At 59.8% G+C, this 22,671-nt stretch carries 24 protein-coding genes; 19 read left to right on the top strand and 5 right to left on the bottom strand.

The window, feature by feature from the left end; all coding sequences use genetic code 11:
• Window positions 1–4: 4 nt before the first annotated feature.
• The 8 genes from ACFZPT_RS15990 to ACFZPT_RS16025 all read left to right on the top strand — a co-directional run bounded on the left by ACFZPT_RS15990 (window position 5) and on the right by ACFZPT_RS16025 (window position 8,633).
• Complete coding sequence (locus tag ACFZPT_RS15990; protein ID WP_034113125.1) at window positions 5–1,015, top strand: Gfo/Idh/MocA family protein; 1,011 nt, start codon at window positions 5–7, stop codon at window positions 1,013–1,015.
• Between the two features lie 74 nt (window positions 1,016–1,089).
• Window positions 1,090–2,118, top strand: coding sequence for a Gfo/Idh/MocA family oxidoreductase (locus ACFZPT_RS15995; RefSeq protein WP_047881901.1), 1,029 nt, complete (start codon window positions 1,090–1,092; stop codon window positions 2,116–2,118).
• Window positions 2,119–2,246: 128 nt separating this feature from the next.
• Window positions 2,247–2,423 (top strand): hypothetical protein, encoded by a 177-nt coding sequence (locus ACFZPT_RS16000; RefSeq protein ID WP_167389885.1) that lies wholly within the window; start codon window positions 2,247–2,249, stop codon window positions 2,421–2,423.
• Window positions 2,424–2,472: 49 nt separating this feature from the next.
• Window positions 2,473–3,408 carry a sugar ABC transporter substrate-binding protein gene (locus tag ACFZPT_RS16005; protein WP_034097002.1) on the top strand — a complete coding sequence of 312 codons (936 nt, stop codon included), beginning with the start codon at window positions 2,473–2,475 and terminating at the stop codon, window positions 3,406–3,408.
• Between the two features lie 65 nt (window positions 3,409–3,473).
• Window positions 3,474–5,027: a sugar ABC transporter ATP-binding protein gene (locus ACFZPT_RS16010; RefSeq protein ID WP_034113130.1), complete on the top strand. Its 1,554-nt coding sequence runs from the start codon at window positions 3,474–3,476 to the stop codon at window positions 5,025–5,027.
• A 59-nt stretch (window positions 5,028–5,086) separates the two neighbouring features.
• Window positions 5,087–6,109, top strand: coding sequence for an ABC transporter permease (locus ACFZPT_RS16015; RefSeq protein ID WP_034097004.1), 1,023 nt, complete (start codon window positions 5,087–5,089; stop codon window positions 6,107–6,109).
• Window positions 6,110–6,455: 346 nt separating this feature from the next.
• Complete coding sequence (locus ACFZPT_RS16020; RefSeq protein ID WP_003191666.1) at window positions 6,456–6,860, top strand: TraR/DksA C4-type zinc finger protein; 405 nt, start codon at window positions 6,456–6,458, stop codon at window positions 6,858–6,860.
• Window positions 6,861–7,406: 546 nt separating this feature from the next.
• Entirely contained in the window at window positions 7,407–8,633 is a 1,227-nt protein-coding gene (locus tag ACFZPT_RS16025; RefSeq protein WP_376753342.1) for a methyl-accepting chemotaxis protein, read from the top strand.
• Window positions 8,634–8,653: 20 nt separating this feature from the next.
• Here the strand turns inward: ACFZPT_RS16025 and ACFZPT_RS16030 are convergent, their stop codons facing one another.
• Together ACFZPT_RS16030 and ACFZPT_RS16035 are read right to left on the bottom strand one after the other, a co-directional pair.
• Window positions 8,654–8,896: a DUF2789 domain-containing protein gene (locus tag ACFZPT_RS16030; RefSeq protein ID WP_034113134.1), complete on the bottom strand. Its 243-nt coding sequence runs from the start codon at window positions 8,894–8,896 to the stop codon at window positions 8,654–8,656.
• A 72-nt stretch (window positions 8,897–8,968) separates the two neighbouring features.
• Complete coding sequence (locus ACFZPT_RS16035; protein WP_034097007.1) at window positions 8,969–9,199, bottom strand: hypothetical protein; 231 nt, start codon at window positions 9,197–9,199, stop codon at window positions 8,969–8,971.
• 788 nt (window positions 9,200–9,987) lie between these two features.
• Between ACFZPT_RS16035 and ACFZPT_RS16040 the strand changes: the two genes are divergently transcribed.
• The 6 genes from ACFZPT_RS16040 (at window position 9,988) to ACFZPT_RS16065 (ending at window position 15,566) form a co-directional block, all read left to right on the top strand.
• A complete protein-coding gene (locus tag ACFZPT_RS16040) occupies window positions 9,988–10,437 on the top strand; it encodes a hypothetical protein (protein ID WP_034113139.1) in 450 nt (149 codons plus the stop codon).
• Between the two features lie 128 nt (window positions 10,438–10,565).
• Window positions 10,566–11,579: an ABC transporter substrate-binding protein gene (locus ACFZPT_RS16045; RefSeq protein WP_034113141.1), complete on the top strand. Its 1,014-nt coding sequence runs from the start codon at window positions 10,566–10,568 to the stop codon at window positions 11,577–11,579.
• 84 nt (window positions 11,580–11,663) lie between these two features.
• On the top strand, window positions 11,664–12,101 hold the full coding sequence (locus ACFZPT_RS16050) for a DUF3995 domain-containing protein (RefSeq protein WP_034097010.1): 438 nt from the start codon (window positions 11,664–11,666) through the stop codon (window positions 12,099–12,101).
• 147 nt (window positions 12,102–12,248) lie between these two features.
• Window positions 12,249–14,738 carry a TonB-dependent siderophore receptor gene (locus tag ACFZPT_RS16055; protein ID WP_379555462.1) on the top strand — a complete coding sequence of 830 codons (2,490 nt, stop codon included), beginning with the start codon at window positions 12,249–12,251 and terminating at the stop codon, window positions 14,736–14,738.
• 141 nt (window positions 14,739–14,879) lie between these two features.
• On the top strand, window positions 14,880–15,209 hold the full coding sequence (locus tag ACFZPT_RS16060; RefSeq protein WP_034097359.1) for a hypothetical protein: 330 nt from the start codon (window positions 14,880–14,882) through the stop codon (window positions 15,207–15,209).
• A 96-nt stretch (window positions 15,210–15,305) separates the two neighbouring features.
• Window positions 15,306–15,566: a hypothetical protein gene (locus tag ACFZPT_RS16065; RefSeq protein WP_034097012.1), complete on the top strand. Its 261-nt coding sequence runs from the start codon at window positions 15,306–15,308 to the stop codon at window positions 15,564–15,566.
• Between the two features lie 260 nt (window positions 15,567–15,826).
• On the opposite strand, the gene ACFZPT_RS16070 is transcribed toward ACFZPT_RS16065, so the two are convergent.
• Window positions 15,827–16,765, bottom strand: a complete 939-nt coding sequence (locus tag ACFZPT_RS16070) for a sensor domain-containing diguanylate cyclase (protein WP_034097013.1) — start codon at window positions 16,763–16,765, stop codon at window positions 15,827–15,829.
• Window positions 16,766–16,992: 227 nt separating this feature from the next.
• Between ACFZPT_RS16070 and ACFZPT_RS16075 the strand changes: the two genes are divergently transcribed.
• A complete protein-coding gene (locus ACFZPT_RS16075) occupies window positions 16,993–17,169 on the top strand; it encodes a hypothetical protein (RefSeq protein WP_158231154.1) in 177 nt (58 codons plus the stop codon).
• 69 nt (window positions 17,170–17,238) lie between these two features.
• Here the strand turns inward: ACFZPT_RS16075 and ACFZPT_RS16080 are convergent, their stop codons facing one another.
• A complete protein-coding gene (locus tag ACFZPT_RS16080) occupies window positions 17,239–17,601 on the bottom strand; it encodes an NUDIX hydrolase (RefSeq protein WP_034097015.1) in 363 nt (120 codons plus the stop codon).
• Window positions 17,602–17,725: 124 nt separating this feature from the next.
• Here ACFZPT_RS16080 and ACFZPT_RS16085 point away from each other — a divergent pair, with 124 nt between their 5' ends.
• The 4 genes from ACFZPT_RS16085 to ACFZPT_RS16100 all read left to right on the top strand — a co-directional run bounded on the left by ACFZPT_RS16085 (window position 17,726) and on the right by ACFZPT_RS16100 (window position 21,810).
• Window positions 17,726–18,706 (top strand): Gfo/Idh/MocA family protein, encoded by a 981-nt coding sequence (locus tag ACFZPT_RS16085; protein ID WP_034113145.1) that lies wholly within the window; start codon window positions 17,726–17,728, stop codon window positions 18,704–18,706.
• A gap of 36 nt (window positions 18,707–18,742) precedes the next feature.
• A complete protein-coding gene (locus ACFZPT_RS16090; protein ID WP_034113147.1) occupies window positions 18,743–19,372 on the top strand; it encodes a ribonuclease T2 in 630 nt (209 codons plus the stop codon).
• A gap of 78 nt (window positions 19,373–19,450) precedes the next feature.
• The gene (locus ACFZPT_RS16095) at window positions 19,451–21,139 is read left to right on the top strand and encodes a phospholipase D-like domain-containing protein (RefSeq protein ID WP_034097018.1); all 1,689 of its coding nucleotides are present in this window, start codon (window positions 19,451–19,453) and stop codon (window positions 21,137–21,139) included.
• A gap of 83 nt (window positions 21,140–21,222) precedes the next feature.
• Window positions 21,223–21,810: a LysE family translocator gene (locus tag ACFZPT_RS16100; protein ID WP_034097019.1), complete on the top strand. Its 588-nt coding sequence runs from the start codon at window positions 21,223–21,225 to the stop codon at window positions 21,808–21,810.
• Here the strand turns inward: ACFZPT_RS16100 and ACFZPT_RS16105 are convergent.
• A complete protein-coding gene (locus tag ACFZPT_RS16105; protein WP_034097020.1) occupies window positions 21,752–22,627 on the bottom strand; it encodes an AraC family transcriptional regulator in 876 nt (291 codons plus the stop codon). The genes ACFZPT_RS16100 and ACFZPT_RS16105 overlap by 59 nt on opposite strands.
• Window positions 22,628–22,671: the final 44 nt, after the last annotated feature.

Consider the following 22,671-nt stretch of genomic DNA (forward strand, 5'->3'; position numbering starts at 1 on the left):
GTGTATGTCTTTGAAGCTAGGTGTTATCGGGACCGGCGCCATCGGCCGCGACCATATCCGTCGTTGCAGCCAGACCTTGCTCAATAGCCAGGTGGTGGCGGTGACCGACATCAATCTGGACCAGGCCGCCAAGGTAGTTGCCGACTTGCAGCTGGCCGCCGAGGTGTACCCAGACGGCCATGCGCTGATCAACTCGGCCGAGGTTGAAGCGGTTCTGGTGACCTCCTGGGGGCCGAGTCACGAAGAATTCGTGCTCGCCGCGATTGCCGCCGGCAAGCCGGTGTTCTGCGAAAAGCCGCTGGCGGTGACCGCCGAAGGCTGCCGCAAGATCGTCGACGCCGAAGTGGCCCATGGTAAGCGCCTGGTGCAGGTGGGCTTTATGCGCCCGTACGACGAGGGCTATCGCGCCCTTAAAGCCGTGATCGACAGCGGCCAGATCGGCGAGCCCTTGATGCTGCACTGCGCACACCGCAACCCGAGGGTGGGCGAAAACTACAAGACCGACATGGCAATCACCGACACCCTGATCCACGAACTGGATGTGCTGCGCTGGCTGCTCGACGACGACTACGTGTCGGTGCAAGTGGTGTTCCCACGCAAGACCAGCAGGGCCTTGGCCCATCTGCGTGATCCGCAGATCGTGCTGCTGGAAACCGCCAAGGGCACGCGCATCGACGTGGAAGTGTTCGTGAACTGCCAATACGGCTACGACATCCAGTGCGAAGTGGTGGGAGAGAGCGGCATCGCCAAATTGCCGGAACCGTCCCAGGTGCAACTGCGTAGCGAGGCGAAGCTGTCCAACGCGATCCTGATGGATTGGAAGGACCGCTTTATCGGTGCCTATGACGTGGAGTTGCAAGCCTTTATTGATAGCGTACGCGCCGGCAAGGTGGGCGGGCCGTCGGCGTGGGACGGCTATGCGGCGGCGGTGGCGGCGGATGCGTGTATCGAGGCGCAGGGCAGTGGGCAGATCGTCAAGGTCAGCTTGCCGGAGCGCCCACGCTTCTACGGCTGACACTCGGTCAAGGTGGGGAGGGCTGGTTCCTTCCCCCTTTGGATTGGGTTTGCACTTCAATCAAGGAGTCAATCATGCGAATTGGACTAGTTGGCTATGGCCATGGAGGGCGCTTCTTTCATGCGCCGCTGATTGCAACCTTGCCCGGTGCCACGTTTGTCGGCGTGGTCACCCGTTCCCCCGAGCGGCGCCAGCAATTGAATGCCGACCACCCGGGTGTCCAGGCATTCAACAGCATCGGCCAGATCGTCGAAGCCGGTGTGGATGCCTTGGTGATTTCCACCACGCTTAAAGGTCGCCCGGCACTGGTGCTCGAAGCTATCGAACACGGCGTGACGGTAGTCAGCGACAAACCCTTTGCCGCCAACGCCGAGCAAGCCCAGGCGCTGATTACCGCGGCTGAACGCCAGGGGACGCTGCTCAGTGTTTATCAGAACCGCCGCTGGGACTCGGATTACCTGACCCTGCGCAAGCTTATCGATGCCGGCGCCTTGGGCACCATCAGCCGCTTTGAGTCGCGGGTGGAACGCTACAGCCCGCAGGCGGTGGGTAACGCCAGCGGTGGCGGTTGGCTGCGGGATTTAGGCAGCCACCTGGTGGACCAGGCGCTGCAACTGTTCGGCCCGGTGGACAGGGTATTCGCGCAATTGCACTACAGCGCCGAACATCCCCATGTCGACCACGGTTTTTTTGTGTCTCTGACCCATGCCAATGGGGTGATTTCCCACCTGTGGGGCAATGCCTTGCAAAACAGCCAGGCGCCGCGCTTTCGCGTCAGTGGTAGCGCCGGCTGTTACACCGTCGAGGGCCTGGACGGCCAGGAAGAAGCACTGATGGCCGGCAAATCGCCGAAAACCGAGGGCGAGCACTGGGGCGCCGAAGAACACCGACGCTGGGGCTGGTTCGAGCAGGGCCCGGAACGTGAACGCGTGCCGTCGGAGAAGGGCTGCTGGACCCAGTTCTATCGTCAGTTGCAAGCCGCCGTACAAGGCCAGGGAGCGCTGCCGGTCAACGCCTATGACGCGCTGGAAACCACCCGTATATTGGACGCCGCACGCCTGAGCGCCGAGCGCCAGCAGGTGGTTTCAACAAAAATAGAATAAAATTCTAAAACAAGTTGATATGGAAATTATTTTCCAATAAAGTCTTTTCCAGGTTGCAAAAAGTACGTCGCGGGCTCGATCCGCACGGCTCAACAAAAACAAGATCAAAAACAACCAGGTACCGTCAGATGAAAATCTTCAACGCTGTACTGCGAGTTTTACGCCCCATCTCCGCGCCGCGCGGTCTGCCCAGCACCCGCCCGTTCTACTTCTCCTTCCTTAATGTGCTGTGTGTCGAAAATAACGACGCGCTGGTGTGCTGCATTCCCGGCGCGCCAGTCGTGCGACTGCCCACCTCGCTCTGAACAACGCAACGTCCAACAAAACCAACAAGAAAGTGGAGACAGACCGTTCATGAAGACCCCGATCCGTTTTACCGCGCTGGCCTTGTCCATGCTGCTGGCCAGTGGGTTTGCCAGCGCCGCCGATATCAAAGTGGGCGTGAGCATGTCCGCATTCGATGACACCTTTCTGACCTACCTGCGTGAAGACATGGACAAGCAAGCCAAGTCGTACCCCAAGGGTGATGGCGTGCAGCTACAGTTCGAAGACGCCCGCGCCGATGTGGTCAAGCAACTGAGCCAGGTCGAGAACTTTATCAGCCAGAAAGTCGACGCCATCATCGTTAACCCAGTGGACACCGCATCGACCGCCAACATCATCAAGGCCGCCACCGCCGCGAAAATCCCACTGGTGTTCGTCAACCGCCGGCCAGATCAGAAGGACCTGCCCAAGGATGTCGTGGCCGTGACCTCCGACGACGTCGAAGCCGGCAAGCTGCAAATGCAGTACATCGCCGAAAAACTCGGCGGTAAGGGCAAGATCGTGATCCTGCTGGGTGACCTGGCGAACAACTCCACCACCAACCGCACCAAGGGCGTGAAAGAGGTGCTGGCCAAGTATCCGGACATCAAGATCGAGCAGGAACAAACTGGGATCTGGCTACGCGACAAGGGCATGACGCTGGTCAACGACTGGTTGACCCAGGGCCGCGAATTCGACGCGGTGCTGGCCAACAACGATGAGATGGCTATCGGTGCGTCCATGGCCTTGAAATCAGCCGGCAAGGAAAAGGGCAGTGTGTTGATCGCCGGTGTCGACGGCACACCGGACGGTTTGAACGCGATCGCCAAGGGGGACATGGCTGCGTCGGCATTCCAGGACGCCAAGGGCCAGGCCGTCGGCTCGGTGGAAGCGGCGCGCAAGATGGCAAAAAACGAGGCGACGGAGCAGAACGTGGTGATCCCGTTCAAGCTGATCACTCCGGACAACGTCAAAGACTTCAAGTAGCCCCGACCTCACAATAATAAGCCGGCAGGGCGGTCGTGCCCGCCCTGTCGATGGAGTACCTGTCTATGCTCGCTCAAGCCACAGCCTCGCAGCCTGCGGGTATCCAGCCCCGTGCGCTGGACGAACCCTACCTGCTGGAAATCCTCAACATCAGCAAAGGCTTCCCCGGTGTCGTGGCCCTGGACGATGTACAGCTGCGCGTGCGCCCCGGTTCCGTGCTGGCGCTGATGGGCGAGAACGGTGCGGGCAAATCGACGTTGATGAAGATCATCGCCGGCATCTACCAGCCCGACAGCGGCGAAATCCGCCTGCGAGGCGAGCCGATCGTATTTGACACCCCGCTGGCCGCGCAGAAGGCCGGGATTGCGATGATCCATCAGGAACTCAACCTGATGCCGCACATGAGCATCGCCGAGAACATCTGGATCGGCCGCGAGCAGCTCAATGGGCTGCGCATGGTCAACCACCGCGAAATGCACCGCTGCACCGCCGACTTGCTGGCGCGCTTGCGCATCAACCTGGACCCCGAGGAACAGGTGGGCAACCTGAGCATCGCCGAGCGGCAGATGGTCGAGATTGCCAAAGCGGTGTCCTACGACTCCGACATCCTGATCATGGACGAACCGACATCGGCCATCACCGAGAAGGAAGTGGCCCATCTGTTTTCGATCATTGCCGACCTCAAGTCCCAGGGCAAAGGCATCGTCTATATCACACACAAGATGGACGAAGTGTTCGCCATCGCCGATGAAGTGGCGGTGTTCCGCGACGGTCAGTACATCGGCCTGCAACGGGCCGACAGTATGGACAGCGACAGCCTGATTTCGATGATGGTGGGCCGCGAGCTGAGCCAGTTGTTCCCGGTGCGCGAAACGCCCATCGGCGAGCGCTTGCTGTCGGTGCGCAACCTGCGCCTGGACGGGGTGTTCAAGGATGTGTCGTTCGACCTGCACGCCGGGGAGATTCTCGGAATTGCCGGGCTGATGGGCTCGGGCCGCACCAACGTGGCCGAAACCTTGTTCGGTATCACCCCCGCCGACGGCGGCCAGATCACCCTCGACGGCGAGCCGGTGCGCATCACCGACCCGCATATGGCCATCGACAAAGGCTTTGCACTGCTGACCGAGGACCGCAAGCTCAGTGGCCTGTTCCCCTGTCTGTCGGTGCTGGAAAACATGGAAATGGCCGTATTGCACCACTATTCGGGCAACGGCTTTATCCAACAGAAAGCCCTGCGCGCACTGTGCGAAGACATGTGCAAGAAGCTGCGGGTGAAAACGCCGTCGCTGGAGCAGTGCATCGACACCTTGTCCGGCGGCAACCAGCAGAAGGCGCTACTGGCCCGCTGGCTGATGACCAACCCACGCCTGCTGATCCTCGACGAGCCGACCCGCGGCATCGACGTCGGCGCCAAGGCTGAGATCTATCGACTGATCTCGTTCCTCGCCAGCGAGGGCATGGCGGTGATCATGATTTCTTCGGAGTTGCCCGAGGTGCTGGGCATGAGCGATCGGGTGATGGTAATGCACGAAGGCGAACTGATGGGCACCCTGGACCGCAGCGAAGCGACCCAGGAAAAAGTCATGCATCTGGCCTCGGGTATGACCGCAGTCCACTGACGCACCGCCGCGCGGGCCGGCGGTTGGCCTGCGCTTCAGAATAAAAAAGGTGAATGGTTATGAACGCAATAACGGATAACAAGCCAGCCTCGGCGCCGGTCAAACATCGGCGTCGAATGCCCACCGAGCTGAGCATCTTCCTGGTGCTGATCGGCATCGGCCTGGTGTTTGAGGTGTTTGGCTGGATCGTGCGCGATCAGAGTTTCCTGATGAACTCCCAGCGCCTGGTACTGATGATCCTGCAAGTGTCGATCATTGGCTTGCTGGCCATCGGCGTGACCCAGGTGATCATTACCACGGGGATCGACTTGTCTTCGGGTTCGGTGCTGGCGCTGTCGGCGATGATCGCCGCCAGCCTGGCGCAGACGTCGGACTTCTCGCGGGCGGTGTTTCCCAGCCTGACCGACTTGCCGGTGTGGATTCCGGTCGCCATGGGCCTGGGAGTTGGGCTGCTGGCGGGAGCGATCAACGGCAGCATCATCGCCGTTACCGGGATCCCACCGTTTATCGCCACCCTGGGCATGATGGTCTCGGCCCGTGGCCTGGCCCGCTATTACACCGAAGGCCAGCCGGTGAGCATGCTGTCTGATTCCTACACCGCGATCGGCCACGGCGCGATGCCGGTGATCATCTTCCTGGTGGTGGCGGTGATCTTTCATATCGCCCTGCGTTACACCAAGTACGGCAAGTACACCTATGCCATCGGCGGCAATATGCAGGCGGCGCGAACGTCGGGGATCAACGTCAAGCGTCACCTGATCATCGTCTACAGCATCGCCGGTCTGTTGGCGGGGCTGGCCGGGGTGGTTGCCTCGGCGCGGGCCGCCACGGGTCAGGCCGGCATGGGCATGTCGTATGAGCTGGATGCGATTGCCGCCGCAGTGATCGGCGGGACCAGCCTGGCGGGCGGGGTAGGGCGCATCACCGGCACCGTGATCGGCGCGCTGATTCTGGGCGTGATGGCCAGCGGGTTTACCTTTGTAGGGGTGGATGCGTATATCCAAGACATCATCAAGGGCTTGATTATTGTGGTGGCGGTGGTGATCGACCAATATCGCAATAAGCGCAAGCTTAAACGCTGAGCTGTAAGGCACAAGGCACAAGGCACAAGCTGCAAGCTGCAAGTCCGACGAGCTCTACAGCTTGTCGCTTGCAGCTTGCGGCTTATAGCTGCTCTACGAACTTTCCTGCTATAAACGCACTCCGATGACCATTCGCCAAGCCCGTCCTGGTGTCTTTGGGGGTTATATCGGAAAAAATGCCTGTCTTTTCAGTTGCTGCGCCCTCAAGTCGGCCTTAGACTGCCGCCCCTCGTAAATTGAGTGCCGGGTGGCGCTTGGAATGGATGGCGCCCTTCCGAGACCTGCACAGGTCGGCCGGAACGCTCCCTTATTCGCCTTAATGCACGTATTTTTTATAGAGAAATCAATGACAAAGGAAAAGTTGCTGGCCATGCCGGCGGATGACTACATGAATGCCGAACAGCACGCTTTTTTCGAGAAGTTGCTGCAAGACATGAAAGTGGAACACCACGAGCGCATTGAACAGAACCGTATCGCCATTGAAAGCCTGGACACCCCGGCTGACCCGGCCGACGCTGCTTCCGTGGAAGAAGAGCGCACCTGGCTGGTCAACGCCATCGACCGCGACCAGCGCATGCTGCCGCAGCTTGAGCGTGCACTGGAACGCATCAAGGAAGATTCCTTTGGCTGGTGCGACGACAGCGGCGAGCCTATCGGCCTCAAGCGCCTGCTGATCAGCCCGACCACCAAGTACTGCATCGAAGCGCAAGAGCGTCACGAGCAGATCGACAAGCATCAGCGCCAAGCCTGATGCGGTGAAGCCGGGGAGCCGTCCGCATGGTTCCCCGCAGGAATACCCGCCACACCCCGTCTACTATTGATCTACTGCACGGCACCCCACTAAAGGCCCATGGATAATGGCCGGATAGTGGCGTTTAATGCCGTGACAATAAAGACAATCAGTGGGGGTGACGAAATGGCTGGGGACGGATCTCTGATGGGCGCAGCAGTGCCGCCACACGCGGTGGCGCGCCGGTTGCCCGGCTGGCTGACGCCGCTGTTGCAGAGCACTGCTCTGGTGCTGATATTGTTAGGCCTGGCATTCGCCCAGCTGCCGATCTACCTGTGTCTGCCCATCGCCCTGTTGGTGATCTGGCTGCCTCGCTTGCGCAGCCGCCCGGTCGGCCCTGCGCCGGTAGCCGTCGATGCGATTGGCGAACTGACCCGGGATCTGTCCTACACCACCAGCCATAACGCACTGTCCGCTGCCGGCGTGGCCTATTCGGTCAAGCAATTGGCCGCGCGCCTGCAGTCGCAATTGACGGCGGCCAAACAGATTGTCAGCAATGCCGAAGTCATGATCAGCACCGAACAGGTCACTTCCCAGCTCAGCCGCCAGGCCTTGGGGGCCGCCAGCCAGGCCCATCAGCGCAGTACCGAAGGCCGGGAAGTGCTGGTGCACTCCATCACCCGCATGCGTCAGCTCAGCCAGCGCGCCAATGCCAGCCGAGAGCTGATCGAAGCCTTGAGCCAGCGCAGCGAGGAAATCCAGCGGGTCACCCTGGTGATCCAGTCCATCGCCAGCCAGACCAACCTGTTGGCGCTCAATGCCGCCATCGAGGCGGCACGGGCCGGTGAGCATGGGCGCGGGTTTGCGGTGGTGGCCGACGAAGTGCGCGGGCTGGCCGGGCGTACCGCCACGGCCACCGATGAAGTCGGGGTGATGGTGGCGGATATCCAGCAGCGCACGGCTCAGGTCGTGGAGCAGATTCGCCAGTTATCGGCGGATTTGCACACCGGCGTCGAGCAGGTGGAGCACGCCGGCGAACAGTTGGAAAGCATTGCCAGCCTCGCCGCCGATGTGGAAGGCCAAGTCAATGAAATCGCCCAGGGCACCGACACCAACCAGGCGCAGCTCGACAGCCTGTTCCATGCGGTGGAACAGATGCGCTGCGATTTGAGCATCAGCGACGAGCAAACCCGGCAGTTGGCCGACGCCGCGATCCAGATGGAAGGGCAGGCCGAAACCATCAGCGAGCGTCTGGCGGCGGTGGGGCTGGACGACTATCACCAACGGATCTACGACCTGGCCCGCGAGGGCGCCAGCCGCATCGCTGCGCAATTCGAAGCGGATATACAGCAAAACCGCATCAGCCTGGATGACCTGTTCGACCGTACTTATACCCCGATTCCCAACACCAGCCCGAGCAAGTACCACACCCGCTTCGACAGTTACACCGACAAGGTGCTACCGGCGATCCAAGAGGCGCTATTGCCGCGTCACGAAGGCTTGGTATTTGCCATCGCCTGCACGCCACAGGGCTACGTGCCGACCCACAATAATGCGTTTTCCCAGCCGTTGACCGGCGATGCCAAAGTGGATGCGGTGCAGAACCGCACCAAACGTAAGTTCGACGACCGCACAGGCATTCGCTGCGGCAGTCATCAGCAGGCGGTGTTACTGCAGACCTACACCCGCGATACCGGCGAGCTGATGCATGATCTGTCGGTACCGATCATGGTCAACGGCCGGCATTGGGGCGGGTTGCGCCTGGGTTATAAACCGGAAAGCGCCAAGCGCTGAGGTCGGGCGTGGCGCTCGCGTTACGCCTTGGCGGGCTCATGCAACAGCGCGTTCAGGTCGTCCACCGCCGGCGCCCATTCGGCGTCGACGTGCAGTTGCTCTTTGAGAAAACTGGCCTGTTGCGCGCTCCAGAACGGGGCGTCGACCAATTTGACGTCGTCCGGCAGGCGGTGCTCGGCGGTGAACCGCTCAATACCTTCTTGGGATGAATCCAGGCCAAGTTGATCGAACAGGGTTTCCAGGGTAGGGGTGGTGGTGTCCATTGGTATCTCCATGCAAAGTGAGCAGCGTTATGCATGGGAGGGCCCTGACACGGCAGAGTTCGAATTTGTTCGTCAGCAGGTCAGTGCGCCGGCATCCACGGCCGTCTTGAGGGCCTGGGCCGACTCTTTGGCGGCGCTGGCAGCGGCCTCCACGGTCTTGAACCAACGGTCTTTTTCCACTTGGTGGGTGGTAGTAGTGGTCAGGGGCGGTTTGGCACGCATTACGATGACCGCTTGAAATTCACCGTCAACTTCCCTGGCTTCGCCACGGATAAAAAATTCGCCAATATCAAATTCCGTCACGTATCGCCTTCCCTTCGAGGTATTCAACTGCACTGATGAAACCTGACCCGCCGGCGGGGCAAACTTCAATGGACGGGTCAGTATGGCAGTTGTTGGAGGGCTGTGGCGCGGTAAAGTCAACCAGGTGACGAAACGATCCCATCGTGCAGACTGGCTTCCAGTTGTTTGGCCAGTTCACACGCCTTGATATGGTTGCTGCGGAAACCCCTGATTCGGCCACTGGTCACTTCCAGGATATGAAAGAAGTTCCTCCCGGCAGGTACCACTTGGTAAAGAACAGAATTGGAGTACCCTTCCAGGCCTGGCAAGCAGTAATATTGGCGCTCGTCTGGACATGATGAACGAGTGCCGGAAGACGTAGCCTGATAGTGACGTCGTTGCATGGTCAGCTCCTATCGATCTTGTGACTTACCGCAAACGGTTCGGGTGGTTTGAACCCTATCGCTGTTCTACCATTGTCGTCGCGGGTCGACACTCGGTTCCACGCCAAGTAATTTTTGTGTGAACTGTCGGAAACTACGTTTTTGATTGGGGTTATTCTCTGAAGCGGTGCGACCCGTATTCTCGGGTCGTTGAACCTGTGATTTCCTGTCAGTCCCGGTGACCTTGCATAAGGTCCATCGTGTGCGCCCGTACGAGGCGTGCAATACGGCAGGAAGTTTCTTCAGTTTTTTCAATAAGTGCATCAGGTGATCGTGCCGTATTGGCCGTTTTAGTGTGCTGCCTGTTTCTGCAGGCCGTACTTTTTTCGATGTGGGGGCTTTTCCTTGGCAGTCAGTAATCTGGATATGCACGCATTGTTCGTGCTGGGTGATTTGCGCGCAAAGTTGGTCAAACAGTTCCAATCCCGTTTTGTTTACATCACTGAGCAGACGCCGGAAGGCATCTACGTCGCCGAAATCGACACCGAAACGGCATTGGTGGTGGATGACAAACAGCGTCTTGAACTCAAAGTGGGCGACCATTTTCGCGCGGCGGTATTGCCCAGCCGCGAAGGCGGTAAGTTCGAATTGAAGTTCCGCGACATCAAGTTGACGGTATATGGCCTGGGTGATTACGCCTTTGTTTCTTCGGCCGAAGGCGAGGGCATCGTGTTCAAGGAAGGCCACAGTGTGATGCTGGTGTTCGCCGCCCATGAACAATTGCAGGAGGGTCTGACCAAAACCCTTAAAACCGTGACCGGCAAGGCCGCCAAGTGGCGCAAGGGCGAACTGGTCACCTTCAAGGCCAGCGAGTAAAGCGTCCACAGCACACGCGTGTGTCGTCTTCCGGAACCTCTACTACAGTTGAGTTGACTTAACTATTCAGAGGCTTCGCGCGTTCGCGGCAAAGCCATCCGCTATGGCTGCAGTACGCGAGGTAAGGCATGAAAGGTTTGAGAACCCTGTTGGTGGCGTCCCTGACGAGCCTGAGTCTATCGATGGCTTCGTTGCCCGCGGCGGCGCAAACGCCGGTGCATTTTGCCGACCTGAATTGGGAAAGCGGCAGCCTGATCACCGAAGTGCTGCGGTTTATCGTCGAGAAGGGCTATGACTTGCCCACCGACACGTTGCCCGGTACCACCATCACCCTGGAGACCGCCCTGGCCAAGAATGACATCCAGGTGATCGGCGAAGAGTGGGCCGGCCGCAGCCCCGTGTGGGTCAAGGCTGAGGCCGAAGGCAAAGTGGCCGGTCTGGGCGATACGGTCAAAGGCGCAACCGAGGGCTGGTGGGTGCCTGAATATGTGGTCAAGGGGGACCCCGCAAAGGGCATCAAACCGATGGCGCCGGACCTCAAGAGTGTAAAAGACCTGGCGCGCTACAAGGATGTATTCAAAGACCCGGAATCTCCCGACAAGGGGCGCTTTCTCAACAGCCCCATCGGCTGGACCTCGGAAGTGGTCAACCAGCAGAAGCTCAAAGCCTATGGCCTGGACGACAGCTACGTGAACTTCCGCAGCGGCTCGGGTGCGGCGCTGGATGCCGAAATCGCCTCCTCGATCCGGCGTGGCAAACCGGTGCTGTTTTACTACTGGTCGCCGACTCCTTTGATGGGGCGCTACAAACTGATCCAGCTCGAAGAGCCGCCATTCGATGCCGAGGCCTGGAAAACCCTGACCGACGCAGACAACCCCAATCCAAAGCCGACTCGTTCGCTGGCGTCCAAGTTGAGCATCGGGGTGTCTACGCCGTTTCAGAAGGCGCACCCACAGATCGCCGGGTTTTTCGAAAAAGTCGAGTTTCCCATTGAGCCGCTGAACAAAGCCTTGGCCACCATGAGTGAAAACCATACTCCGCCAAGGGAGGTGGCTCAGGCGTTTCTCAAGGCCCATCCCGAGGTCTGGAAGGCCTGGCTGACCGACGAGGTGGCGCAGAAGGTTGAGGCGAGCCTGAAGTAGCAGGCCGTTCGCTCCCCGACGAAATACCTGCAAAAAAACCTCGGACGACTATCCTTTCCCGGACCTTTTCAGGGAGAGCCCGTCATGAGTTTTGTGATCGCACGCTGGATCGTCGGCATATTCACCGGAATCAGTGTGATCCACCTGTACTGGGCTGCCGGCGGCAAGCTCGGCAGCCTGGCGGCCATCCCGCAGTTGCCCGGCGAATTTGCCAGCGGCCCGCGCCCAGCGTTCAAACCGTCGGCCCTGGGCACCTTTTTGGTGGCGATGGGGCTGGTGGGGATTGCGCTATTGGTCTGCCTGCGCGCCGGCCTGTATTTCCCTGCGGTATCCCACCATGCGTTGCAATGGGGTATCAGCGCCATCGCCGTGCTGATGTTCGCCAGGGCCATCGGCGACTCAGAACTGGTGGGTTTTTTCAAAAAAGTCGGAGGGTCGCGGTTTGCGCGTTGGGATACGTATTGCTATTCACCGTTGTGCCTGGCCCTGGGGGTAGGGTTGTTGGTAGTGGCTTGGGCCTGAGCCGCGCCTGGAAAGACCCGTGTGCTTGTTGGCAAGCAACTGTCAGCCAGCGCTGATTGATTCTCAAATAAAAACCCCTCGCATCCTTACCCGATTTTCCAAGCTGGCCGTCATGGTAGATAGAACCTCAATTACGCAGGATTTATCATGTCGCGTCTTGCTCGTCCCTTGCATCCGCTGGCTTTGTCGGTGGCGATGGCTTTTGCCGCTGTGCCGTTGTTGACCGTCCAGTCCTCCTTCGCCGAAGAAAGCAGCGCCCAGCGCGGCTTCCAGGTGCCGGCCGGTGATTTGAGCCAGGCGCTCAATAACCTGGCCGAGCAGGCGGGGCTGGTGCTGGCGTTCGATGCAGAGCTGACCCGAGGCAAGCGCAGCCCGGGCGTGAGCGGGCAGTACGATATCGATGGGGCGTTGAACCAATTGCTGGCCGGCACCGGTTTGCAGGCGCTGAAACTTTCCGGCGACCGTTATCGCTTGGAGGCGATCCCGGACAGCGGCGGGGCCATGCAACTGCAGGCCACCACCATCAACGCGGCTTACCAGCCCGAAAGCCCCACCGGTCCGGTGCCCGGTTATGTGGCCACGCGCAGCCTGTCGGCGACCAAGACCGATACCGCGCTGATCGAAACCCCGCAGTCGATCTCGGTGGTCACTAAAGACCAGATGCGTGCCCAGAACGCCGAAAGCCTCAATCAGATCCTGCGCTACAGCGCCGCCGTGGTGCCGGAAACCCGTGGCGCCACCGCGTCGCGCCTCGACCAGCTGACCATTCGCGGCTTCTCGCCCACCACTTACCTCGACGGCCTGCGCATGCCGTCCAGCCGCGATGCCTTGCCGCAGAAAGATGCGTTCGATTTGGAACGGGTCGAAGTGCTGCGTGGCCCCGCCTCGGTGCTATACGGCCAGGGTTCGCCCAGCGGTGTGATCAATATGGTTACCAAGCGGCCGCTGGATGTGCCGTTCCATGAAGTGGGCGTCGAATACGGCACCTTTGATAAAAAGCGCACCACCTTCGACCTCAGCGGCCCGCTTGACGATCAAGGGGTGTATTCCTACCGTGTCGCCGGTCTTTTCGACGATGCCGATGGCCAGGTCGAACACACCGAGACCCGTCGTCAGTCGTTGTCCAGCGCCTTTACCTGGCGCCCGGACGAGGACACATCGCTGACCTTGCTGGGGCACTTTCAGAAAGACCCCAAGGGCGCATCCTACGGCTCGGTACCGGCTTGGGGCTCGGTGCTGCACAGCCCCACCGGGCGCAAGATCGACGTGGACTACTACGACGGTGAAAAGAACTTCGAGAAAAGCGATCGTGAGTATTACTCCGTCGGCTACGCGTTCGAACACCATTTCAACGACGTGTGGACGCTGCGCCAGAATGCACGCTATCTGCGTGCCGAGGGCATCTATCGCAGCATCTACAACAGCTATCTGCAGGCCGATTACCGCACGTCTACTCGCTCGACCATTGCCACCGATGTGGACATGGATGCCTACAACCTCGACAACCAGGTGCAGGCCAAATTCGACACCGGGCCGTTGCAGCATACGCTGTTGATGGGCGCCGATTACCAGAACACCAGCACCGATACCAAGGCGGGTTATGGCTCGGGGCCTTCACTGGATATCTTCGATCCCGTATACGGCGCCCCGGTGACCACGCCGGCCTTCGCCACGGACGCCACTTCACGCAGCGAGCAAACCGGGGTTTACCTGCAAGAGCAGATGAAGTGGGACAACTGGGTGCTGCTGCTGGGCGGCCGGTATGACTGGGCCAGCACCGATGGCACTACCAAGACGCTGCGCACCGGTGCCAAGAGCAAGTCCTCCTTGGACAGTGAGGCGTTCACCGGGCGTGTAGGGCTGGTGTATCTGTTCGATAACGGCCTGGCGCCGTATGTGAGTTACGCGGAGTCGTTCAACCCGCAATCGGGGACCGGCTACGGCGGTTCGGTGTTCAAGCCGACCGAGGGCAAGCAATATGAACTGGGCATCAAGTATCAGCCGCCGGGCAGCAACAGTTTTATCACCGCGGCGATTTTCGACCTGCGCCAGAGCAACGTGCCGACCATGGACCCGGATCCGACCCACCTGTGTGGTAACGGTCGCTGCCAGATTCAGGATGGCGAACAGCAATCCCGCGGCTTTGAACTGGAGGGCAAGGCCAGCCTGAGCGATAACCTCGATATCACCGCTGCTTACGCTTACCTGGACAACCGCGCCTCCAAGTCAAACAGCACCGTGCGTTATGCGCCAATCAGCGATATTGGCGTCGGCCCGGCGGTCCTGGTGGAAGGCACCACCACCTACGGCGTGCCACGGCATACCGCTTCGGCATGGGCCGATTACACCTTCCGCGACGGCCACCTCAAAGGCTTCGGCGCGGGGGCGGGTGCCCGCTATGTCGGCTCTTCCTGGGGCGATACCGCCAACACGTTGAAAGTGCCCGGCTACACCTTGTTTGACGCTGCGGTGCATTACGACATCCCAAATATCGTCAACCTCAACGACAAGCTGCGCCTGGCATTGAACGCCACCAACCTGGCCAATAAAGAGTACGTCGCGTCGTGCTACTCGTATTCATGGTGCTGGTATGGCTCGCAGCGCACGGTACAGGCGAGTGCCACGTACCAGTGGTAAAGACGTGACGTGTGCCAAGCTCGCGCCCCACAGGGAAGTGGGCGGGCCGAGGAGCCTGCGATAAGGCATTTTAATGGCCCCTTTGTAACAAAATCCTCGCCAGAATCGCGTTTATTTTCAGGTGGTTAGGTGGGGATGCAAATGCGCAATGTTGGAATCATGCTGATCGCCTGCTCCCTGGCAGGCGGCGCGACGGCCGTGCAGGCACGTGAGTTGCGTGAGGGTGACAAGTACATGTGCAGTTGGGGCGCCGGCACCGCCGCCAGGGCCCAAGAGCTGAAACTGTCGGGTGTGTCGCTGTATGCCGCCCGTCAGAAAATCCAAACCCTTAAATTCAGCAAATCGTGGATGCGCATGATGGCCATGGGCATTACCGAGCAAACCTACGACAGCCGTTCGCGGCTCAAGCCTGAAGCCATTCGCCAGAGCTTTTATCAGGACTGCGTGCGTTACAAAGTGGCGCGTAAGTAAATACGCGCACCCGGATTACAAATCCACCACAAATCCAGTATGTCCGTTTGCATACAATTGCGTCGTGATTGCCACGAGAGCAGGGCGCAAACGGTCATGCAGCAGCCAGAACACTCCTCATCCAACAGCGTGCTCTACCTGGTCGCCGGCGTGGTCGGCGTGGCGCTGATGCTCGGCGCCTATTTCATGCAGATCAACGCCGAAGCGGACCGTCAGCGACAGAGCGCCGCCGAGCGTCTGACCCTGTGTCGGCAAGTGGCGCGGGTGGCTAGTGCGACGGCGTTCGGCGGGGCGGATGTGCGCGATACGTGCGAACAACTGAACGAAGAATCGAAGAAAGCGAGCGCGCCGTTATAAGTAATAACCCTTTTTTATAAGTGGACTAGTTGCACCAAAAGGTGGCACTTAATATCCGCTAAGACATAAAAAACATGTGGATATTGAAGCACTTACAGCGTTTTTAATCCGACGAAAGGACGTAAATAATGTTGTTACAGCTTTTTGCAATGGTTACCATAGCCGTGCGTTCACCTCCCACGGTTTATGCATTTTTAAATCCCAAGTTTCCATCAGCTACTTGGGATTTTTTTTGCCTGGGATTTGGCCGCAGGCCGGGTTCAATCGTCGGCAAACGCCGCACGCATGCGGCCATCATGCTTGGCCTGATACAGCAACTTGTCGACCTCCTCGACGAATTCCAGCGCTTCGCTACCCGCTGTGACCAGCCGCGTGCCGACACCCAGGCTCAACGTTAACAGGTGGGACACGGAGGAATGCGGATGTTCGATCTCCTGTTGGCAGATCAGGTGCAGGCAGCGTCGTGCCACTTGCCGGGCGGATGCAGCGTCGGTTTCCGGCAGCAACCACACGAACTCTTCGCCGCCGATCCGCGCGATAAAGTCCCTTGGCCGATTCGCGGCCAGTGCCAATGTGCGCGCTACTTGGCGTAGGCAGTCGTCGCCTTTGATGTGGCCGAAGTGGTCGTTGTACTGCTTGAAAAAATCGATATCCAAAATGATCAACGACAGCGGCAATTGGCTGCGCTGGGCGCTGGCCCATTCGCGTTCCAGCACGGTGTCGAACATGCGCCGGTTGGCGATGCCCGTCAGGCCATCCTGATAGGAGTATTCCTCAAGTTGCTTTTGCAGGCGGATCAAGTGCTCTTCGGTCTGCTTGCGCTCGCTGATATCGAACATAAAACCAATCAGTGCTTCGACTTCGCCGTCCTTGCGTATCACATGCACCACATCGCGAATCCACACGTAATCGCCATTCACCGTCAGGGCGCGGTAATCGGCCTCATGGTCGACGCCGGCACGGGACTGCGAGACGCAGAAGTTCACCACATACTCCCGGTCGTCCGGGTGCATGCGCTCGACCCAGTCGTCCACGCTGACCCAACTCTGCTGGCTCCAGCCCAGCACTGTTTCGATCTGCGGCCCGATGTAGCTGAAGGTCATGCTCTGCCACTCGATACGCCAAGGTATGGCTTTAGTGGACTCCAGCAGCGTTTTGTAGACATCACTGTCGGTTTGGCTCGAAGGAATATGGCTCATTACGGACTGCTCGAAATGATGGCTAAGTGCCAAGAGGCTCTTGTGATCCACGCCGGGAGTCAAGCGTTGCGCGAGGCAACGGACGGGAGGTCACGGGCGGTGCTGATCAGCGGTGGGCAGTGCGGAAGGAGAGATAGTGGTTTGGAACTGGATGTTTCGAAGGCGACACGAAGACGGTACTCGAAGATGCCCGGCACCCCGTCGGTCAGAGTAGGAAGGAAAAAAATATGAACAGTGTTTCCCCAGTGGCCGCCTCGGCATACGACCAGGTTCAATCCAACTCGTTGGATGCGATTACCGATTTTGGCGGTGAGCAGGTGGACAGCCTCCCGGAGCACATCCGGGTAAAACGTGACGATCAAGCGTCAAGCGATACCGCGTCTGCACCTCAGATTACCTATTGAGACCTGCTGCACGGCTCATCTGACTGCTGCGGTGGGAGCTTCAGCCGGCGCCCACCGCAGCGCCCGTTACTAGAGGCGCCGCAGAAAGGATTTGACGATATGACGCGTGGCATCCGTAGTGTCCAGCTGGTCCATGGCGGTATAGGCATGCCACTGGCAATCGACGATCTCGTTGCATGGCCGCGCGTCTTCAATGTTCACCACCGAGGCTTCGAACACATGGTGCACGGTGTCGCGGGCCTTGAGTTCCTGAAGGTACAGCAAGCCATCCACATTCAACCCGGTTTCTTCTTCCAGTTCGCGTTCGGCGGCGCCCACCGGGCGTTCGTCGCGTTCAACCTTGCCGCCGGGCAAGGCCCATTTTGATCGGGCTTTGCGCACGAAGAGGATATGCCCCTCGTGTTCGCAAATGACCGTTGCCCGGATTTTCATGGTCTGTGCCTCGTAAGAATCAACTGTCACAAAAGTGTAATGCAATTGTCATGCTAAGTGGTTATGGCGCGTGGCCGTGGGTATGTGGATACTGCCCGATTGATCAGAACGCACGAGGTAAACCATGACGACCGTACGCTGGGGCATGATCGGCTGTGGCAGTGTCACTGAAGTAAAGAGTGGACCCGCCTTTTACAAAGCGCCAGGTTCGGCCCTGGTCGCGGTGATGGGGCGCCGTGAGGAGGCCGTGCGCGATTATGCGGCACGTCATCAGATTGACCGCTTCTACACCGATGCCCAGGCGCTGATCAACGACCCCGACGTGGACGCCGTGTACATTGCCACACCCCCCGACAGCCACTTGGAATACAGCCTGATGGTGGCCGCCGCCGGCAAGCATTGCTGCGTCGAAAAACCCATGGCCCTGAATGCCGAGCAAAGCGCGCTGATGCAGCGCACCTTCGAGCGCGCCGGGCTGCACCTGTTTGTGTCCTACTACCGGCGTTCCCTGCCGCGTTTCCAGCAGGTGCGGCAGTGGCTACAGGAGGGGCGTATTGGTGAGCTGCGTCACCTCACCTGGACCCTATGCAAGCCACCGGGTGCCGAGGATGCCAGCGCCGCCAACTGGCGCACCGATCCGCTGATCGCCGGCGGTGGCTACTTTGCCGACCTGGCCAGCCATGGGTTTGATCTGTTTCAGTACCTGGCCGGGGATATCGTCGAAGTGTCCGGTTTTACCGCGCGTCAGGCCGGGCGCTATGCAGCGGAAGATGCTGTGACGGCCTGCTGGACTTTCGACTCGGGCGCGCTGGGCATGGGCTGCTGGAACTTTGTCGCGGATCGCAAGGAAGACCGGGTCGAACTGATCGGCAGTCGTGGGCGCATTGTGTTCTCGGTGTTCGAGGAGCAACCGCTGCGCCTGGAAGGCGAATTCAACGAAGTGCTAGACGTGCCGTGCCACGCGCATATCCAGTGGCACCATGTGCTGGCCATGAATGCCCATATTCGCGGCGAGGCCGAGCACCCTTCGTTGGCCATCGAGGCGCTGAAGACCGATCGAATCTTGGATAAGGTGTTGCAACGTAACCCCAATCACCCTGGCTGAACGCGGTACACCTGGTTTTTTTCAAGGAATCGGTAGATGAAATACTGGATGTTGATTTGGCTGGTGCTCTCCACGGGCGCATTGGCGGCACCGCGTGATCAAGGCACGCCGGGGCAGTTTGATTTTTATGTGCTGTCGTTGTGGTGGTCGCCGAAGTTTTGCCTGACCCACCCGGACAACGAACAGTGCTCGGGCAAGGGCTATGGTTTTGTGCTGCACGGGCTGTGGCCGCAATACGCACGGGGCGGTTGGCCGGCGTCGTGTGCGCCGCAGTCGCAACTGAGCCGTGAGGCGCTGGACAAGGGTGCCACGTTGTTTCCGACCCGTGCGCTGCTCAGGCACGAATGGGCCAAGCATGGCACCTGCAGCGGCCTGGAACCGTTGGCGTATCTGGACAAAACCGACGCGGCATTAGGGGCAGTGGTGATCCCCGAGCAATTGCAGCCCTTCAACACGCCGCCGACGCTGCAGGCCCGCGATATCGAGGCGCTGTTTCGCGAAAGCAATCCACGCATGGGTAATCACGGGCTGGCAGTGATTTGCAAAGGTAAGGTGCTGTCGGAGGTGCGCGTGTGCCTGACCAAGGACCTGGCCTTCGCCGGCTGCCCACGCAGTGTGAAAAGCCAATGTCGCGGGGGCGATATCCGCATTCCGGCGCAACGCTAGAATGTCTAGGGTTCACTGGCTGGAAGTGATACAGGCGCTAAACTTTCAAAGACTGCCTTCAGGCAAAAGGAACATCGCTTGGACACTGACTTTGAAAGTAAGACAACCTTTCAGGGACTGACCTTCAAGTTGTATCGCGCAGAGGGTAGCGCACTACTGGCATTCGACTTGGCGCCAGACCTCGCTACCCGTGATTTTGTCGGCTTCAGCATCGAAGTGCGTTACCCCGGTGCCGACCACTGGGGTGCACTGCACAATCGCCTGCATTTCGACTACCCACCCACGCCGGAGCGGCCGCGCAGCTTTGCTTCAACCGAGGCGCCGTTCCAGAAATTCCGCTGGATTCACGTGCCCAGCCAGATCCTGCCGGGTGTGTATCGGTACCGGGTCACCGCCTGCTACATGGGCGCCGACGGCGCGTTGCGCAAGGGCGTGGCGGTGGAAAACCAGATTTGCCTTGAGGCCCAGACGATCAGTGGTTTCCTGAATGTCGGGTTTACCCGCGGTTTCGCCTCGTCCCAAGCCTACGGTGATCGGTTCGACAATGAGACCCGCATCCTGCCGCCGGCAGGGGCCGCCCCCAGGGCGTCTCTGGATCTGGATATGGCGCCCTTCGAAGCCCATTACCAATGGCTGGGTTTCGAGGCGCGACGATTGATTTTGCAAGTTCTGGATCAGGTCGCCAACGACCCGCAGTTAACCCTCGATGCGCTGATCTACGAAAGCAAAGAACCCGACATCCTGCGCCGCCTGGAGCAACTCGGCCCGCGCCTGCGCGCGATCATTGACGACCACGGCGAGCAGGGCGCCGCCGACAGCTGTGAAAGCCTCAGCGCTGCGCGCCTCGCCAGCGCGGGGGCCCAGGTCAAGCGCCTGCATTTTTCCAGCCAGCAACACCATAAGGTGTTGATCGTAAGGCGTGACGGGCGGGCGATACGGGTGCTCGGCGGCTCCACCAACTTTGCGCTGCGTGGCTTGTATATCCAGTCCAATAACGTGTTGCTGTTCGACGATGAGCGCGTGGCCGGCAAGTTCTCCGAGGTATTCGAAGCTTACTGGGCCGCGCCCATGGCCTTTCGCAAGAACCCGCTGTCGCAACGCTGGTGGGTGGTGCGCGACCGGCCGGGCTCCAAGGTCTCGCTGTGTTTTGCGCCCCACGCCGACAGTGGCTTGTCCCTGGACGCGATTGCCGCCAGCATTGAGCAGGCCAGCAGTTCGGTACTGTACTCGGTGGTGTTTCTCAACCTGATCAGCGGCAATGTGCGCCATTCGCTGGATGAGTTGATGCAGCGCGCGCTGTTCTCCTACGGTGTTGCCCAGCGTAAGGGCCAGTTGGCTGTGCGTAAGCCGGATGGCTCAGTGGGCCTGCTGCCGTTCGCTTATCTGGCCAGCAATGCCCCGGCACCGTTCAAGGCCGAGTGGTCAGGCAATGCCGGGAACATGGTGCACAGCAAGTTCGTGGTCACGGATTTCAATGGCGTAAATCCCACGGTGTACACCGGTTCTTCCAACCTCGCCGAGGGAGGGGAGAAAAACAACGGCGACCACCTGATCCGCATCGAAGACCGCAGGATCGCCGTGGTGTACGCGGTTGAAGCGTTGCGCCTGTTCGACCATTTCCACTTCCGAGTCAATGCCAGTCAACCTGGCGCGCTGGATACCTTGCGCCTGGCCAAACCACCGGCACCCGGGGACAAACCCTGGTTCGATGCCTATTACCGCACCGGTCATGTGAAGATGCGGGACCGTGAGTTATTCGCGAAATAGCGCTTTAGGGGGGCATTTTATTCAATACCAGATGCCGTCGTCCCTTTACCGTGACGTTATCTTCACTGTCACAGGGATTCGTCATGAGCTTGATTCTTTCCATGGCCGCTTTCGCGCTGGCCACCTCCATCACCCCCGGCCCGGTCAATGTGGTGGCGCTCAGTTCGGGCGCGCGCTTCGGTTTTGCCGCCAGCCAGAAACATGTATTCGGCGCCGCCGTGGGCTTTACCGTGCTGTTGGTGCTGATTGGCCTGGGCCTGCATGAGGTGCTGCTGCGCTGGCCGATCCTGACTCAGCTGATTCAGTGGGGCGGGGTGGCCTTCCTGCTGTACATGGCTTGGAAACTGGCGGTGGATGATGGGCGCTTGGACGCCCAAGGCCGTGCTACCGCGCCATCGATGCTCTACGGCGCAATCATGCAATGGCTCAACCCCAAAGCCTGGCTGGCTTGTGTTGCGGGGATGGGGTTGTTTGTGGCGGACAACGCCAGGGCGCAGGTCTGGGTGTTTGCCGGCCTCTATCTGGTGATCTGCTACCTGTCGGTGGCGTGCTGGGCCTACGCTGGCACCTTTTTGCGCCGCTACCTGAGCAACCCCCAGGGCGTGCGGGTGTTTAACCGTTCAATGGCCGCGTTGCTGGTGGCCAGTGTGGGTTATTTGCTGATGGCTTGAGGCGGTCGCGGTATTGCCCCGGCGTGGCGGCGAAGTGCTGCTTGAACGCGCGCTGGAAATGCGCCTGGTCGGCAAACCCGGCGGCCAGGGCCACATCGGCGATCAGCTCGCCCTGGCGCAATTGGGCGCGGGCAAATTGAATGCGTTGGTTAACCAAAAAGGCATGGGGCGTCAGCCCGTAATACTGCTTGAACGCACGGATCAAGTAAGAAGGCGACAGCTCGGCCGCCTGGCAAATATCTTCGAGCTTCAACGCTTGAGTGCAGTGTTCCCGGATGTATTCGGCTGCCCGTTCCAGCTTGTGGTTCACCTCACGCACCGGCGTCGGCGACGGGTTCAGGCGTTGCTGCACGTCGCTGAAGTAACTCACCAGCGCGCTCTGCTTTTGCAGGTGTTCGGCCTGCTCATCCACGACGATGCGGTACAGCTCCAGCAAGCCACGGTACAGCAGTGGGTCGCGGGTATACGGTGTGTCGAATGGCCGGTAGCCCTGATCGGTGCTGAAACCCAACTGATATTGCAGCTCGGTGAGCCAGGGCGTGTCGATATACAGCATCTGGTAGGACCACTGCTCGTTGGCGATGGGGTTGCAGGCATGGACATCGCCGGGGTTCATCAACACCACGGTGCCAGCGCTGATTTCAAACGTGTCGGCACCGTAGTGGTAATAGCTGCGTCCGGTGGTGATCGCACCGATGGAAAAGTGCTCGTGGGCGTGCCGTGCATAAGTGACTTTGCGCCCGTCGGCGATGGTGCGCGCTTCGATAAACGCCAGCGCTGGGTCGCGCCAGAAAACAGGGGCGGTCGCGGTGGTCATGGGCAGGGCTCCTGGCGCAGATCGAGTGAGCAACTTTATATCAA

It is taken from the genome of Pseudomonas sp. MD330_10, assembly GCF_042610415.1.
In the GTDB taxonomy this organism is placed as follows: domain Bacteria; phylum Pseudomonadota; class Gammaproteobacteria; order Pseudomonadales; family Pseudomonadaceae; genus Aquipseudomonas; species Aquipseudomonas rhodesiae.

What these genes read in the sequence shown, in the direction of transcription:
- ACFZPT_RS16075 (WP_158231154.1), top strand. Translation starts at nt 16,993, where the DNA reads ATGAACAGTGTTTCCCCAGTGGCCGCCTCGGCATACGACCAGGTTCAA.
- ACFZPT_RS16020 (WP_003191666.1), top strand. Translation starts at nt 6,456, where the DNA reads ATGACAAAGGAAAAGTTGCTGGCCATGCCGGCGGATGACTACATGAAT.
- ACFZPT_RS16045 (WP_034113141.1), top strand. Translation starts at nt 10,566, where the DNA reads ATGAAAGGTTTGAGAACCCTGTTGGTGGCGTCCCTGACGAGCCTGAGT.
- ACFZPT_RS16070 (WP_034097013.1), bottom strand. Translation starts at nt 16,765, where the DNA reads ATGAGCCATATTCCTTCGAGCCAAACCGACAGTGATGTCTACAAAACG.
- ACFZPT_RS16080 (WP_034097015.1), bottom strand. Translation starts at nt 17,601, where the DNA reads ATGAAAATCCGGGCAACGGTCATTTGCGAACACGAGGGGCATATCCTC.
- ACFZPT_RS16060 (WP_034097359.1), top strand. Translation starts at nt 14,880, where the DNA reads ATGCGCAATGTTGGAATCATGCTGATCGCCTGCTCCCTGGCAGGCGGC.
- ACFZPT_RS16050 (WP_034097010.1), top strand. Translation starts at nt 11,664, where the DNA reads ATGAGTTTTGTGATCGCACGCTGGATCGTCGGCATATTCACCGGAATC.
- ACFZPT_RS16030 (WP_034113134.1), bottom strand. Translation starts at nt 8,896, where the DNA reads ATGGACACCACCACCCCTACCCTGGAAACCCTGTTCGATCAACTTGGC.
- ACFZPT_RS16100 (WP_034097019.1), top strand. Translation starts at nt 21,223, where the DNA reads ATGAGCTTGATTCTTTCCATGGCCGCTTTCGCGCTGGCCACCTCCATC.
- ACFZPT_RS15990 (WP_034113125.1), top strand. Translation starts at nt 5, where the DNA reads ATGTCTTTGAAGCTAGGTGTTATCGGGACCGGCGCCATCGGCCGCGAC.
- ACFZPT_RS16010 (WP_034113130.1), top strand. Translation starts at nt 3,474, where the DNA reads ATGCTCGCTCAAGCCACAGCCTCGCAGCCTGCGGGTATCCAGCCCCGT.
- ACFZPT_RS16000 (WP_167389885.1), top strand. Translation starts at nt 2,247, where the DNA reads ATGAAAATCTTCAACGCTGTACTGCGAGTTTTACGCCCCATCTCCGCG.
- ACFZPT_RS16065 (WP_034097012.1), top strand. Translation starts at nt 15,306, where the DNA reads ATGCAGCAGCCAGAACACTCCTCATCCAACAGCGTGCTCTACCTGGTC.
- ACFZPT_RS15995 (WP_047881901.1), top strand. Translation starts at nt 1,090, where the DNA reads ATGCGAATTGGACTAGTTGGCTATGGCCATGGAGGGCGCTTCTTTCAT.
- ACFZPT_RS16105 (WP_034097020.1), bottom strand. Translation starts at nt 22,627, where the DNA reads ATGACCACCGCGACCGCCCCTGTTTTCTGGCGCGACCCAGCGCTGGCG.
- ACFZPT_RS16025 (WP_376753342.1), top strand. Translation starts at nt 7,407, where the DNA reads ATGATCAGCACCGAACAGGTCACTTCCCAGCTCAGCCGCCAGGCCTTG.
- ACFZPT_RS16040 (WP_034113139.1), top strand. Translation starts at nt 9,988, where the DNA reads ATGCACGCATTGTTCGTGCTGGGTGATTTGCGCGCAAAGTTGGTCAAA.
- ACFZPT_RS16090 (WP_034113147.1), top strand. Translation starts at nt 18,743, where the DNA reads ATGAAATACTGGATGTTGATTTGGCTGGTGCTCTCCACGGGCGCATTG.
- ACFZPT_RS16085 (WP_034113145.1), top strand. Translation starts at nt 17,726, where the DNA reads ATGACGACCGTACGCTGGGGCATGATCGGCTGTGGCAGTGTCACTGAA.
- ACFZPT_RS16055 (WP_379555462.1), top strand. Translation starts at nt 12,249, where the DNA reads ATGTCGCGTCTTGCTCGTCCCTTGCATCCGCTGGCTTTGTCGGTGGCG.
- ACFZPT_RS16015 (WP_034097004.1), top strand. Translation starts at nt 5,087, where the DNA reads ATGAACGCAATAACGGATAACAAGCCAGCCTCGGCGCCGGTCAAACAT.
- ACFZPT_RS16005 (WP_034097002.1), top strand. Translation starts at nt 2,473, where the DNA reads ATGAAGACCCCGATCCGTTTTACCGCGCTGGCCTTGTCCATGCTGCTG.